The sequence below is a fragment of the Candidatus Poriferisodalis sp. genome, from assembly GCF_965237655.1.
Taxonomy (GTDB): domain Bacteria; phylum Actinomycetota; class Acidimicrobiia; order Acidimicrobiales; family Poriferisodalaceae; genus Poriferisodalis.
Genome location: NZ_CBDEGB010000002.1, coordinates 802985 through 816912, shown reverse-complemented (window position 1 = coordinate 816912; position 13928 = coordinate 802985). Strand labels below are relative to the sequence as shown.

Below are 13928 nucleotides of genomic sequence, written 5' to 3'. Positions count from 1 at the left end.
CCTCGGTGCAGTTCCTCCGTGCACTTCCTCTAGGTTCGCCCTCGTGAACGACGCGGCTCTCGCGGCGCCTCCGGATGAGCCACTGCCGTCCGACGACGGCCTCGATGCCGCGCAGCGTGCAGCGGTGCGCTCGCCCGCGGCCGCGCTGCTGGTGGTGGCCGGTCCGGGAAGCGGCAAGACCCGTGTGCTCACACAGCGAATCGCCTGGCGAGCCGCCACCGAGTCGGTGCAAGCACGACGCGCCATGGCAGTGACGTTCACCCGCCGCGCTGCGCGGGAGCTTCGGTCACGGCTGCGGCAGCTCGCCGTCGACGACATGGGACCAGTCGGCACGTTTCACTCGATCGCACTCGCCCAAATACGCCAATACGACACCGATCGCGGCCGCTCCGAGCGGAAGATCTTGCCGAACCGGGCGTCGCTCAGCGGCGAACTGTCAGAGCACCTCCAGCGGGCGTTCGGGCCCAGACCGCCGATCACCATCAACACTGCTCTGCGAGAGATCGACTGGGCGAAGGCAAGCGACCTGTCGGTTGCCGACTATCGCGAGGGGCCCGCGCTGGCGCGGCTGGGACGCGAGGGCGGCGAAGCAGCGGCGGAGCTCTTCAAGCACTTTGAGCGCACCAAGTCCCGTCGCCGGCTGCTGGACTTCGACGACCTGCTCGCCGAGTGCACTCGCCTGATGCGTTCCGACGAACACTTCGCTGCGGCTCAGCGTTGGCTGCACCGACATTTCTTCGTCGATGAGTTTCAGGATCTGAACCGGCTGCAGTGGAACCTGCTGTGGGAATGGATCGGCGGCGCCGAGGCAGTGCACAACCAGACTGCCGATATCTGCGCCGTCGGCGACATCGACCAGGCGATCTACGGCTGGAACGGCGCCGACAGCCGCTACATCGCCGAGTTCGACCGGCACTTCGAAGGCGCGCAGGTCGTCCGGCTCGAACTCAACTACCGCAGCCACCCATCGCTGGTCGCAGCGGCACAGGCAGTCATGGCAACCGAGTCCGACTCGGGCGTCACAAGCGTCGGCGGCCATGCACAAACGCCGGCGCGCCCGCACGAGACCGGCCCTGCGCCGACCGTGACGGCGTTCGAGGACCCTGCGGCCGAGGCCTCCGGCATTGCCCGCTGGATTGCGGATCGACACGTCGGCCGCGTGCGCTGGGACTCATTCGGCGTGCTCGCCCGCACGAACTCCCAGCTCGGAGACATCGCTGCAGCCCTTGAGGCTCGCGGCATCCCCGCTCGTCTCAGCGGGCAGCGAAGCCCGTTCCTGCAGCTTCCTGCCGTCCAGCAACTGCTCAAGCACCTCAGCACGGCAGATGCGCACTTCTCCACCGTCGTCGAGGACCTGCGCGCCGATGCGCTCAATGCCGAGCCGGGCACGGCCCCCGAACCAGTGCTGATGCGAGTGCTCGAACTCGCCGATGCCTACCTGACCGAGATGTCACGAACCTCCAGTCGCCAATCGGGGCGCAGCGGCCCCACCGGCGAGGGCTTTGCGACCTGGGTGGGGCTGCTGTCGGGCAGCGATCGCGAACTCACTGCCGACCTGTTCGACAGCGACCGATCAGGCACCCCCTTCCACCCACGCGACGGTGCCGTGGCCCTCGCAACCTTTCACGCCGCCAAGGGTCTGCAGTGGCGCAACGTCGTCATCGCCGGCGTCGAGGACGGTCTCGTGCCCTTGCGCCGCGACGACCCCGAGGAACGGCGGCTGTTCTACGTCGCCGTTTCGCGGGCCACCCACACGCTGCATTTCACCTGGGTACGCCACCGCACTGGACGTGGTGCGACGGGCGGGCTGCGCAGCCCCTCACCCTGGCTGGAACTCATCTCCGCGGCTACCGCAGAGCCCCCGGCGCTGTCGCCTGACGACGCCGCGTCGCGGGTGGCCGCGGCTCGAGCCGCGCTCGACACAACTCGACCTCGCTGAGTCAACGCGAACAGGCGCTCAGCGAACCGGCCTGTCTGCGTGCGCGGGTGTGCTGGCGAAATGGTCGATATATGCGTTGCACTCATATGTAATTGAATTATACTGGACAGTTCGTGTAGGGTTCCGCAGTCAGCAATCAGTTCGGGTCCCCGGCGCTGTGCGGTCATGAGCCGCTTCGAGCCTGTTCAGGGTCCCAAGGCCGTCTTGGAGTTTGTCCGTGATGTTTGACGCCCGCCTGTCTCAGACCCCCCTCCCCCCCCGCGGAATGAGGCCCCGCAGGCGCAGATGGTCGGTGCCCGCAGCGCTGGCGGCGATGGCGCTCGCAGCAGCAGTGCTGTCGCCTGCCGTGGGAGCGTCGTCTAGCTCTTTGCATCCCAAGGGGCTGTCCGCGTCGCTGGTGGACGGGACGGTCACGCTGAGCTGGAACGCACCGGTTGACGACGCCGGGTCGGTCACCGGCTATCAGATCCTGCGACGCCGCCCCGGGGTGGACGCAGTCGGCACGTTCCATGTGATCGCCGCAGACACCGCCACCGCCGACGTCTCGTTCGTGGATCGCTGCGCGGACCAGCCCGGCACCGCCTACACCTATCGGGTCAAAGCGCGCCGCGGCGACCAGCTCAGCCGCTGGGGCAACTACTCACGCATCGACCTCGCCGCCGGCTACGTGCCGGGGGACCCACAGACCGGCTGTGATCCCGACACCGGCACCGGGGGATTCCAGGACCGCTCCGCACTGCCCGGCCTGCCCTCCAGCTACCCGAACGCGCTCGGTTTCGCTGACCCAGATCCGCAGACGGCTGATGTGATCGCAGACTTCACTTACGAGCACTTCCAGCCCCGCGATGTCACCGCGAAGCTGACCGATGACGGCATCGTCATCAGCTGGCGATGGCCGTCGCAGCAAGATGCCTGCGCCAGCTACGACATCGAGCGGGTGCCCGGCACCCGCACCTTGAAAAAGGTCACCCACCCCAGCGGCCACAACACCTGGGAAGTGACAGAGACCGGCGCCTACTACGAGTACACCTGCACCGACAGGCGCAACCTGACGGGCTTCGAGATCTACCGCACCTCGTTCGGGCACGTGCACCGCGGCGGCGGCACGGTGGAGCTGCTCTCGGACAGCCAGCCCTACTCGATCGACATTGGCAGGCATGCGGCGTACACCGACCGGAGCCGCGACGCTGTGGTCGGCCCGCGCTCGCACAACTACCAGGTACGCGCCCTGTACGGGTCCGTCAACAGCCTCGATCCTGACCGCGACTTCGGCAGCCGCCTGTCCGAGGGCGCGTTCATCCACCGCTAGCGCGACGCTGCGCGACCCGACGCGCGCTCCCCGCAGAACCTCACCATCTCGATCCCCACCAAACAAGACGTCGCAGACGGCACTGCCCTGGCCATCAACCTCGACTGGGACCCGTCCACAACCGACACAACCACGGTCACCGGCTACGTGACCCAACGGCGCCTCGTCACCCAGAGCGACCGCGCGCTGCCCTTCGCTGACATCGCCATCATCACCGGCACCACCCAATGGGCCGACACCAGCGACGACGTGACCACGTTCCAGGTCAGATCGGGCACCCAGTACAAGGAGTTCGCGCCGCTCACGCAGTTCTCCTACCGGGTGATCGCGGTGCGCGGCACCGACCGCAGCAACCCCACCAAAGCTGTGTCCACCGATTCGGAACGCCAACTCCCCGCCGACGGCCTCGTGACGGTCACCGACACCTGGCGCACCGGCGCCACCATCCGGGTCAACATGACCGGCACCGACGCCAACGGCAACCAGCTCGGCAACCACGCGAAGCACCACATCGCCCTGTCCCCGCCGCGCAGCAGCCCCGAGAACCGGCTCCTGCACGTCAGCATCGGCACCACAGGCTGGGGACACAACACCTGCATCGGCAACCCCGACACGACCGACACGACCGACAAAGTGACCGTGAGCACGACGTTCGTCGAGTTGGCTCCGGGTGCCACGGCGACCTACACCGTGACGCTCGAAGACGTTCCCGCGACGATCGTGAAGATGAGGCTGCGCCCCAACGTTGACAATCGCATACGCATCAACGGCAGCTCGGATGTGATCCTGTCTTTCAGCCCGTCTGACGCGGTCAACGGAAAGATCACCAAGACAGTGACCGTGGGCACGCTCTCCGATTCTGATTCCGACTATGCCGGGTGGATCTCCCACACCGTGATCGACGCGCAGAGCGACAACGCCTATGACGGGCTCTCCATCGACCCGGTGATGGTGGTCGTCAGCGACGAGGGGGCCCCCTACGGCTACCAAGCCGCTCAAGCCCGCTACCTCAGCCCCGCCAGCAACTGCACCCACACCGACGACGCGTACGTCACCGTTGGGGACCTGACTCCCGGCACCGACTACAGCGCCGAAGCACTGTTCCGGCTCGTGTCCGAAGAGAAGTTCATCGGCGGTCAGGGCGCCGGCGTCAAGGCTGAGAACTTCATCCCCACCTGGGACGGCGGCTTCTACCCCGGCGGCATCTGGTCACCCGCACACCTCGTCGGCACAGTCACCTTCACCACCGACCCATAACCCCACAACTGACACCGTGGGTCGGGGATGCTCGTGGGAACCCGGGATCCATGACATGCCGCAGCATTTCGTGAGAGAAGCCGACTGCCTCACCGGGCACCGCAGAAGAACTCGCACCGGACCAGCGCAGTGCCGTGGCTACGGTGAGCCGTCGTGAGCCGCAAGGAGATTCTGATTGTCGCCGGACCCAACGGCGCTGGTAAGAGCACGTTCGCGGCCAGCTATCCGGGTCTTGCGACCGGTGAATTGACCTACGTGAATGCCGATCTCATCGCCGTGGGACTCTGCCCAGGTGAACCCGCCCGCGCTGGCATTCGGGCTGGCCGCCTGATGCTCGCCGAGCTCGACCGGCTCGCCAGCAGCGGCCAGAGCTTCGCATTCGAAACGACCCTTTCGGGCAGGGGCCATCTCCGACGGATACGCCGTTGGCGTCAAGACGGTTATCGCGTCACACTGCTGTTTCTCTCCTTGCCGTCCGCCGAGCACGCCGTCGCGAGGGTTCTTCAGCGAGTCGCCCTCGGAGGCCACGACGTGCCAGCCGATGTCATTCGCAGGCGATACCGCGCGGGTCTCGCCAACTTCCGTCGCGAGTACGCTCCTGTGGTGGACGAGTGGCTACTCTTTGACAACCAAGGGAACCGCCCGCAGATGATCGAACGGAGCAGCACTCTTGCCTGATGTCGCCAGCGCCAACGCCGCTGACCGCCGCAAAGACGGTCCGAGTGCCAACGGGGCGCCCCAGTTCTCCGGGGACGAATTCGTGGCGAGCGTCGCCAGATCGCTGGTTCAGGCCGCGAAACAAGCCCACCTGGTTGCCCACCAGACGGGCACGGGTGTTGCGTACAGCCGCGACGGGCAGTTCGGCATCTACAAACCCGACCCAGCCATGTACGAAGACCTGGTCCCGCCTCCCTTCGAGGACGAGCAAATCCTCGCTACCTCCGCCGACAAGTAGCCGAATCCGGCGATATCTGGTCACCCGCACACCTCCTCGGCTCGCCGACCGCAGTGGTGTCGACTCTGCTGCGCAGCTTCTGCAAGCTCTCGTGGACGGCCGCTCGCTTCTCAGGCAGAAGACGACAACACGGGACAGCGCACAGCAAGCCCCATGCGGCCGGGCGAGGCCCGTCCGATGCGACCGCTACGGGGCGAGATCGACGAACACCGGGGTGTGATCTGAGGGCTTGGTGCCCTTGCGCGCATTGCGGTCGATCAAGCAGAACTCGGCGGCCGCCACCACCGGCTCGGTGCCGAGCAGCAGGTCGATGCGCAGGCCATGGCGCTTGTAGAAGGCACCGTCGCGGTAGTCCCACCAGCTGAACAGGCCCGCATCGTCGTAGTGCTCGCGGAAGATGTCACGCAGCCCCCAGTCGCACACGTCGCGGATCGCTGCCCGCTCGCGCTCGGTGACGTGGGTGCGCGGCTCGGGGTTGTCCGGGTCCCACACGTCGCGGTCGTCGGGGCACACATTGAAATCGCCCCCCACCAGCACCGGTGCCGCCGGATCGCAGGTTGCCTCGAGGTGTGCCCGCAAGCGCCCGAGCCAATCGAGCTTGTAGTGGTAGTGATCGTGGTCGACGGCCCGGCCGTTGGGTACATACACCGAGCTGACCGTCACACCGCCGCAGCGGGCCGAGATGATCCGGGCGTCGGGGTCGGGCTCTCGGCCGTCGGCAAAGCCCGCAATCGGGTCTTCGATCCTGACGGTTGACAGGATCGCCACGCCGTTCCAGCGCCCCTCGCCATGGTGGACCGAGGCGTAGCCCTGCGCCTCGAAATGCAGGTGCGGGAACTGCTCGTCGGACATCTTGGTTTCCTGCAGCAGCAGCACGTCGGGCTCGGCGTAGTCCAGCCATTCGTCGACCCGTTCCAGCCGGGCATTCAGGCTGTTGACGTTCCAGGTCGCAATTCGCACCGGTCCGACGCTAACGGCCCGCCTCAGCGGGCGAGCGGCCTGTAGGTGATCCGGTGCGGTCCCGCATCTGCGCCGAGTTCACGCTTGCGGAACGTCTCGTACTCAGAAAAGTTGCCTTCGAACCAGCGCACGACGCTGTTGCCCTCAAAGGCCAGCACATGGGTGGCAATCCGGTCGAGGAACCAACGGTCGTGGCTGATGACCACCGCGCAGCCTCCGAACGACTCGAGGGCGGCTTCCAGCGACCGCAGCGTGTCCACGTCGAGGTCGTTGGTGGGCTCGTCGAGCAGCAGCACGTTGCAGCCCGACGTCAGCGTCCGAGCCAGGTGCACCCGGTTGCGCTCGCCGCCCGCCAGCTCGCCGACGCGCTTCTGCTGATCGGCGCCGGTGAAGTTGAACGATGCCACGAACGCCCGGCCGTTGACCTCCCGAGCGCCCCCTACGCCGTCGATGCGCAGCGTGTCGTGCCCGTCGGTGATTTCTTCGTACACGGTGCGACTGTCGTCGAGCCGTGCCCGCGACTGGTCCACATAGGCGATGTCCACCGTCTCGCCGACCGTGATGGCGCCGGCGTCGGGCGACTCGTCGCCGACCAGCATCCGGAACAGCGTCGTCTTGCCGGCACCGTTCGCTCCGATGACGCCCACGATGCCGCCGGGCGGCAGGCTGAAGGTGAGGTCGTCGAACAGCAGCTTGTCGCCGAACGCCTTGGCCAGACCGTCTGCTTCGATGACCAACGAGCCGAGGCGCTTCGACATGGGAATGGTGATCTGCAGATCGGACCGACGCTGCCGATCGGCAGCGGTCTGGTGCGCAGCCAGCAGATCCTCGTACGCGCTGATGCGCGCCTTGCTCTTGGCCTGGCGTGCCCGGGGCGACATGCGCACCCACTCCAGCTCGCTCGCCAGCGTGCGGGCCCGGGCATCGGCCTCGCGTTGCTCGGCAGCCAGCCGAGCCGACTTCTGCTCAAGCCAGGCGCTGTAGTTGCCCTCGAACGGCATCGTGCGACCGTGATCGATCTCGAGGATCCAGCCCGCGACGTTGTCGAGGAAGTAGCGATCGTGGGTGATGGCCACGACGGTGCCGGAGTAATCGGCGAGGAAGCGCTCCAGCCATGCCACCGACTCGGCATCGAGATGGTTGGTCGGCTCGTCGAGCAGCAGTAGATCCGGATGCGACAGCAGCAGCCGGCACAGCGCCACGCGGCGCCGCTCCCCTCCCGACAGCGTCGACACGTCGGCATCGGACGGCGGCAGGCGCAGCGATTCCATGGCGATGGCGACCTGCCGGTCCAAGTCCCAGGCATTGGCAGCCGCGATCCGATCCTCCAGCTCCGCCTGACGGGTTCCGAGCGCATCGAAGTCGGCGTCGGGCACGGCCCAGCCGGCCATCACTTCCTCGTAGGCGGTCAACAGCTCGGCTGTTTGGGCAACGCCGGTCATCACATTGCCCTCGACGTCGAGCGTGGGGTCCAGCTCCGGCTCCTGCGGCAGTAGTCCCACCGTGGCTCCCGAGGCCAGGCGGGCCTCACCGCTGTAGCCGTCGTCGAGTCCGGCCATGATCCGCAGCAGCGACGACTTACCCGAGCCGTTGTGCCCGATCACGCCGATTTTCGCCCCAGGCAGAAACGCCAGCGTCACGTCGCGCAGCACTTCGCGGTCGGGCGGGTAGTAGCGCCCGAGGGCGCGCAGCGTGTAGATGAACTCGGCAGCCACGCCAGCAGCCAATCAGCGCGTCGACACCGGAGGCATCACCGCAGGTCGAAACCCACGAGCGCCTCGAGTTCGCGCAGAGCAGCGTCAGGATCGGTCACCTTGATCGCCTTCATGCCCATCGCGGCGGCCGGCTTGCAATTGATGCCCAGGTCGTCCAGGTAGGCCGTGCGGACCGGGTCGATGCCCAGCTCGGAGCACGCCAGCTCGTAGATGCGCGGATCGGGCTTGCGAAGTCCGACAACCGACGATTCGATCACCACCCCGAAGAGCTTCATCACGTCCGCTACTGCGGCTGCCGCGGCGGCATCCCGGGCCATCCCGGCACCATGGCCGGTCCGCACGTTGTTGGTGATGCAGCCGACCGGCAGACGCTCCACCAAGATCTCCAGTGCGCGCACCATCTGCGGTCGCAGTCCGCCGCTGAGGCACGCCAGCACCTGTGAGCCCGACACCTCGTATCCCCGGTCGGCAGCCTCCGCCTCGAACAGGCCAGCGAACTCGTCGACGTTCACCTCGCTGCGCTCCAGCCGTGCCCACGCGTTGGTGTCGGGATTGGTGGCGTTGATCTGCCGGATGGTGTCGCGAGGTACGCCAATGCGGTCCTCGTAGCGGTTGAACGACCCGAAGGGGCTCTCAGTGATGACACCGCCGAAGTCGAAGAGCACCGCATCGACAACTGCTGGCGCGAACTGGCCGCCTGCAGCGGTTTTCGCAGCCACTTCGGCAGTGTCGACGGTGCTGGATCGGCGGTCGGACACGGCCCGGCACGCTATCTGGGCCTGTTCGCCGCCGGGCACCTCTGCCAGCCGGCGGTCGAGGTTTCGCGCTTAGAGCCTTGGCGGATAGGCGGCAGTGCCCGGCAGCCCCGATGTCCTGGACTCTGCGCAGAAATGCCGCCACAGACGGCAAATTTGCACACAGACAGCGTGACAGCAACTTTCCGAGACGTCACCTATCCGCGCGGCCTCTTAGCGCGCGAGTCCTTCGCAGAGATCGCGCGTAGCGTACCAATATTCGCGCGAAACGCGCGAATATCCACCATGAGCGCGCGAGCGTTCGCTAGGGTCCCGCCATGGCTACGGACACAACGACGTCGTCATCGACTCCAACGCAGGCCCCAGCTCCAAGACGCAAGCGGTGGAAGAGCAGGGCGGTGTCGCGGACCGTCGATGCGGGCAATTCGGCCTATTGCGCCGTGTGCGATGAACTCATCAAGTTCCGGGCGCGCATCCGGGCTGAGCAGATCATATGCAACGTTTACGCGAAGAACCGTTGGGATCGTGTCGAGCACTACCACCCGTCGTGCTACGAGGAGGCAGACAGCCCCTACGGCGAGCCCAACGACTGAGCCTGCACCATCAGCAGAGAAGAACCCGCTCTTCGCGGCTAGAGGACTTGGCTCAAGAACAGCCTGGTGCGTTCTTCGGCCGGATCGGTGAAGAAATGGTGGGGCGTACCCACCTCGACGATCTCGCCGCCCTCCATGAAGATGATGCGGTCGGCGACTTCTCGGGCGAAGCCCATCTCGTGAGTCACGACCATCATGGTCATGCCCGAGCGTGCCAGCCCTTCCATCACGTCGAGCACCTCTTTGATCATCTCGGGGTCCAGCGCCGAGGTGGGCTCGTCGAACAGCATCACGCGGGGCTCCATCGCCAGCGCCCGGGCGATCGCCACGCGCTGCTGCTGACCTCCTGAGAGCTGGCCGGGGAACTTCTGCGCCTGCTCGGGGATGCCGACTCGTTCGAGCAGCGACTCCGCCAGTTCCTCGGCCTCGGGCCGCGACTTCTTGCGCACCCAGATCGGCGCCAGTGAGATGTTGTCCATCACGGTCAGGTGCGGAAACAGGTTGAACTGCTGGAAGACCATGCCGACTTCGGAACGGATCTTCTCGATGTTGCGCAGGTCATTGGTCAGCTCGATGCCGTCCACGATGATCTGGCCGCTCTGATGGGCCTCCAGCCGGTTGATGCACCTGATCCAGGTGCTCTTTCCCGAGCCTGACGGCCCGAGCACGACCACGATTTCCTGCTCCTTGATCGTGGCAGTAATGCCGCTGAGGGCCTGAAAGTCACCGAACCACTTGTCGACGTCGCGGCACACGATCATGTCGTCGCGCGCCGCGAGCTCGTCGGACACAGCAATGGTGGCGTCGCCGTGGGCCGGTTGTGCGCTCGAACTCATGGTCAACTCCCCCTTATCGCCGGCCTGTCGACCGGTGCCTCATTCTCATCGCTGGCCCAGCCCCACTCGCTGCTCGAGTCGTTGGCTGTACTTCGACATAGCGAACGCCACAACCCAATAGACAGCCGAGACGAACAGCAGTCCCTCACGTCTAACACCCAGGAACTGCGACTGGTTCGGGACCACCGAGTTGGCCATCCGCAGGAAGTCGAACAGCCCGATGATGGCGAGCAGCGACGTCTCCTTGAACGTAGCGATGACCTGTCCTACCAGCGGCGGGATCGACACCCGCAGCGACTGGGGCAGCACGATGAATCCGGTGCGCTGGACGGCGGTCAGCCCGACGGCATCGGCCGCCTCGTACTGCCCGCGGCGGATCGACTGCAGCCCTCCGCGCACGTTCTCGGCCAGGTACGCCGCCGAGAACAAGGTGTAACCGATGATCGCTGCGGCCAGTTCCGCTAGCTCCATGCCGTCGGGCAGGAACAGCGGCACAACGCCGGAGAAGAACAGCAGCAACGTGATGAGCGGGACGCCGCGGATCACCTCGATATAGACCGTCGACAGCACCCGGAAGATCGGCAGGCGGGAGGTTCGTGCCAGCGCCAGCAGCACCCCGATCGGGAACGACAGCATGATCGTCAGCACCGAGACAAGCAATGTGACGCTGAATCCCCCGATGAACATGTTCGTCGGCGTCTCCACAGTCGACGGCGAGTTGATGACCGTCGCGCCGTAGAAGACGAGCAGCACAACGAACAGCCACGCTCCCACCAGCCTGCGACGCTGGGCGGCAACGCCTGTGAAGTTGGGCGCCAACAGCCCTGCGACCGCCAGCAGAACGAAACCGATGCGTGCAACCTGCAGCATCGAGTACCAGCCGAAGAACGCCGCAACCCACTGGAACGCGGCCAGCAACAGCAGGCCGATCGCTGCCAACCGCCCGAACTCGCCGGCGTCGGTCCGCGTCATCCACCACAGCACAGCCGAGCCCGCTACCCCGAAGGCCAACCCCATCGGCAGCATGGTCGAGAATACATGGGCATAGTCGATCTCGGGGTCGCGCATGACGACCCAATAGAGGAAGAACGGGCTCAGCAGCCACAACAAGTTGACCGTTGCACGTGTCTTCGCCAAGGATCTGCGTGGCAGCACCGATGCGGCGTCCTCATCGGCGCCGTCGGCATCATCGGCGTCCGCGGCCGCCTGTGACAAGGCGATGGCGCGGTCGCGTGCGAGTCGTCCAAGGGCAAAACAGCCCACCAACAGCAGCCACATGACTGTCCACGGCAGCCTTGTGCTCATCGCCACGATGCGGCCAGGCTCAGCGATGAACTCGCCTTCGGTGAATCCGTAGTGACCGTAGCGAACCACCCAGGTGGACGCCACCAGCAGCCCCGGCACGCCGAAGATGAGCCAGGAGACCGGGACCTCGGTCGTGCGACGGCGCAGATCATCGAGTGACAGCCACAGGGCCAGACTGATCCCGAACAGCACCAACGCAACGACCCACCACACCCATCGATCCGCCATCGCGGAGGCGAAGGACTCGCGCACCCGCTCGCCGGCACCGTCGCGCAGCGCCTCGCCCGCTGCATCGGTGAGCACGCTCGGCTCGCGCAGCACCACGCCAGTCGCGATGAGGGCGGCCCCTGACATCAGCCAGCCCATCAATCGCTTTACGGTCACCCCGCCCCAGCGAGCCCAGATGCCGGCACTCACTCCCGCGAGCACCATGATCGTTCCGACCACCACCCAGATGCGCACGTACTGGTGCTCGGGGTAGGCCTGGGTGAACAGGAGACGCAGGTTGGTGCGCACGGCAATCCAGGAGCGCTCCTCGCTGAACACGAAGTTCAACAGGCCGCGGTATGCGAACAGTGCGAGGAGCACCGCCAAGACGGTGAGCATCGAATTGCGGGCGTTGGGGAAGAGGTTCTCGCGGATCCAGCGACCTGGCGGCAGGCTCGGGCGGTCAGGCGGGCTCGTCGCCGGGCCCACCGGCTCGGCCGCCGTGACCGTCAAGGCAGCGGGCTGCATCGGATCGGTCACCTCAGCGCTCCACGATCCGCAGCCGGATGTTGAAGAAGTTGACGACCGCGGAGATCGTCAGCGAGCACGCCAGGTAGAACAGCATCCACACCGCCATGACCTGCAGCGTCTTGCCGGTCTGGTTGTAGACGGTCTGGCCGATCTGGACGAGGTCGCTGTAGCCCACGGCGATTGCCAGCGATGTGTTCTTGGTGAGGTTCAGGTACTGATTGCCCACCGGGGGCAGGATCACCCGCAGCGCCTGGGGCAAGATCACCTGCCGCAACGCCGTCGAGCGTCGCAGACCCAGTGCTTGTGCGGCTTCGCTCTGGCCCTTGGGCACTGCCAGGATGCCGCCGCGCACGATCTCTGCGATAAACGCTGCCGTGTAGAAGACCACGCCGAAATAGACGGCGGCGAAACCGATGGGCAGGTTCAGACCGGCGGGTCCGTAGTTGGGAAAGTTGCCCGGCTGCACGATGTCGGGCCTCATTGCATCGATAGGCGGACCGGTGCGGCCATTTCCGAACTTGTCGGCGAGCACGCCGAGGCCGTCAGACGATGAGTTGACGACCCAACTCGACAATCCGGGCCACAGCACCGCCACGAAGAGCACGACAATCGCCGCTGCCGCCACGGCGAAGATCATGCGGAACCAGTCGTCGTCGGTGAGCCGCGTGCGACCTGCGGGCGTGCGGTGCTGAGCGAGGAAGCGGCGTATCCACCACACCGCCACCGCTACCGCAGCGACGGCCGCGACGAGTTGCACAGCTCCCTGTGGGATGGCTCCGACCGCGTCAGCCAGACCGCCGAGAATGTTCCCCAACCAGCCAAAGGTGGGATGCACCCACCAGCCCACGATGGCGAACACAGCAACGATTCCGGTGGCCCACGCGCCAGCGTTAGTCTGCGCGCCGGTCATCTCCCGCTTGGTTGCAAGCCGCCGGAATACGAAGTGGGCGATCACCGCGCCGATCACCAAGATGACGGCCCACTGGTAGAAGCCATCGGCGACGAAGACGCGCGGGATCGACAGGCCCTTGTTGGACAGGTGCACCCAACCGGGAATCGGCCCTATCCCGAAGGAGACATTCGGGAGCGTCGCCAGAACCGCGGCGTACACCAGGATCTGAACCAGCAACGGAATGTTCCGCAGGGTTTCCACGTACACGCCCGCCAGACGGCGAAGCGGCCAGTTGGACGACAGCCGCGCCAGACCCACCAGGACACCGACCACCGAGGCGAGAGCGATGCCTGCAGCCGCCATGCGGATGGTGTTCACCATGCCGACCCAGAGCGCTCGGCCGCCCGAATCGGGATTGGTGTCGATGCCCCAGCCGACCTTGATGCCGATGTGGTCGGAGATGAAGTCGAAGTCGATGTTCGCGCCACGGGCGCGCAGGCTGTCTCCCGCCTCGGTGGCAAGGAACCACATCGCCGCCACGACCAGGATGAGCGTGGCGACCTGGGCGATCCAGCGCACGACGGTGGCGTCCCGGTAGAACGGCGGACGGCTCCCCAACGTGGCAAGGGAGTCGTCACGGGCTGGTGCTCGAGGGTCGCTCACCGCAGGTCACC

The 13928-nt window shown here is 66.2% G+C and carries 12 protein-coding genes; 6 read left to right on the top strand and 6 right to left on the bottom strand.

The window, feature by feature from the left end; genetic code table 11:
- Positions 1 to 43 precede the first annotated feature (43 nt).
- The 5 genes from ACPXYO_RS11880 (at position 44) to ACPXYO_RS11860 (ending at position 5460) form a co-directional block, all read left to right on the top strand.
- Positions 44 to 1939 carry an ATP-dependent helicase gene (locus tag ACPXYO_RS11880; protein WP_423920645.1) on the top strand — a complete coding sequence of 632 codons (1896 nt, stop codon included), beginning with the start codon at positions 44 to 46 and terminating at the stop codon, positions 1937 to 1939.
- A gap of 292 nt (positions 1940 to 2231) precedes the next feature.
- Entirely contained in the window at positions 2232 to 3248 is a 1017-nt protein-coding gene (locus ACPXYO_RS11875; protein WP_423920642.1) for a fibronectin type III domain-containing protein, read from the top strand.
- Positions 3249 to 3395: 147 nt separating this feature from the next.
- On the top strand, positions 3396 to 4505 hold the full coding sequence (locus tag ACPXYO_RS11870) for a hypothetical protein (RefSeq protein WP_423920640.1): 1110 nt from the start codon (positions 3396 to 3398) through the stop codon (positions 4503 to 4505).
- Between the two features lie 153 nt (positions 4506 to 4658).
- The gene (locus ACPXYO_RS11865; RefSeq protein ID WP_423920637.1) at positions 4659 to 5183 is read left to right on the top strand and encodes a zeta toxin family protein; all 525 of its coding nucleotides are present in this window, start codon (positions 4659 to 4661) and stop codon (positions 5181 to 5183) included.
- Positions 5176 to 5460 (top strand): hypothetical protein, encoded by a 285-nt coding sequence (locus ACPXYO_RS11860; protein WP_423920635.1) that lies wholly within the window; start codon positions 5176 to 5178, stop codon positions 5458 to 5460. Before ACPXYO_RS11865 ends, ACPXYO_RS11860 begins: the two co-directional genes overlap by 8 nt.
- A gap of 186 nt (positions 5461 to 5646) precedes the next feature.
- On the opposite strand, the gene ACPXYO_RS11855 is transcribed toward ACPXYO_RS11860, so the two are convergent.
- Genes ACPXYO_RS11855 through ACPXYO_RS11845 form a run of 3 tightly spaced genes read right to left on the bottom strand, consistent with a single transcriptional unit; the run spans position 5647 to position 8893 of the window.
- Positions 5647 to 6420: an exodeoxyribonuclease III gene (locus tag ACPXYO_RS11855; RefSeq protein WP_423920632.1), complete on the bottom strand. Its 774-nt coding sequence runs from the start codon at positions 6418 to 6420 to the stop codon at positions 5647 to 5649.
- 23 nt (positions 6421 to 6443) lie between these two features.
- Positions 6444 to 8135, bottom strand: a complete 1692-nt coding sequence (gene ettA / locus ACPXYO_RS11850; RefSeq protein ID WP_423920629.1) for an energy-dependent translational throttle protein EttA — start codon at positions 8133 to 8135, stop codon at positions 6444 to 6446.
- A gap of 35 nt (positions 8136 to 8170) precedes the next feature.
- A complete protein-coding gene (locus ACPXYO_RS11845) occupies positions 8171 to 8893 on the bottom strand; it encodes an HAD-IA family hydrolase (protein WP_423920626.1) in 723 nt (240 codons plus the stop codon).
- A 395-nt stretch (positions 8894 to 9288) separates the two neighbouring features.
- Here ACPXYO_RS11845 and ACPXYO_RS11840 point away from each other — a divergent pair, with 395 nt between their 5' ends.
- Positions 9289 to 9483, top strand: coding sequence for a hypothetical protein (locus tag ACPXYO_RS11840; RefSeq protein WP_423920623.1), 195 nt, complete (start codon positions 9289 to 9291; stop codon positions 9481 to 9483).
- Positions 9484 to 9521: 38 nt separating this feature from the next.
- Here ACPXYO_RS11840 and ACPXYO_RS11835 read toward each other — a convergent pair whose 3' ends face one another.
- From ACPXYO_RS11835 to ACPXYO_RS11825, 3 genes are all read right to left on the bottom strand, one after another.
- Complete coding sequence (locus ACPXYO_RS11835; RefSeq protein ID WP_423923825.1) at positions 9522 to 10244, bottom strand: amino acid ABC transporter ATP-binding protein; 723 nt, start codon at positions 10242 to 10244, stop codon at positions 9522 to 9524.
- Between the two features lie 120 nt (positions 10245 to 10364).
- Positions 10365 to 12371 carry an amino acid ABC transporter permease gene (locus ACPXYO_RS11830; protein WP_423920620.1) on the bottom strand — a complete coding sequence of 669 codons (2007 nt, stop codon included), beginning with the start codon at positions 12369 to 12371 and terminating at the stop codon, positions 10365 to 10367.
- A 1-nt stretch (position 12372) separates the two neighbouring features.
- Positions 12373 to 13917: an amino acid ABC transporter permease gene (locus ACPXYO_RS11825; RefSeq protein WP_423920618.1), complete on the bottom strand. Its 1545-nt coding sequence runs from the start codon at positions 13915 to 13917 to the stop codon at positions 12373 to 12375.
- Positions 13918 to 13928 lie beyond the last annotated feature (11 nt).

What these genes read in the sequence shown, in the direction of transcription:
- ACPXYO_RS11835 (WP_423923825.1), bottom strand. Translation starts at nt 10,244, where the DNA reads ATGATCGTGTGCCGCGACGTCGACAAGTGGTTCGGTGACTTTCAGGCC.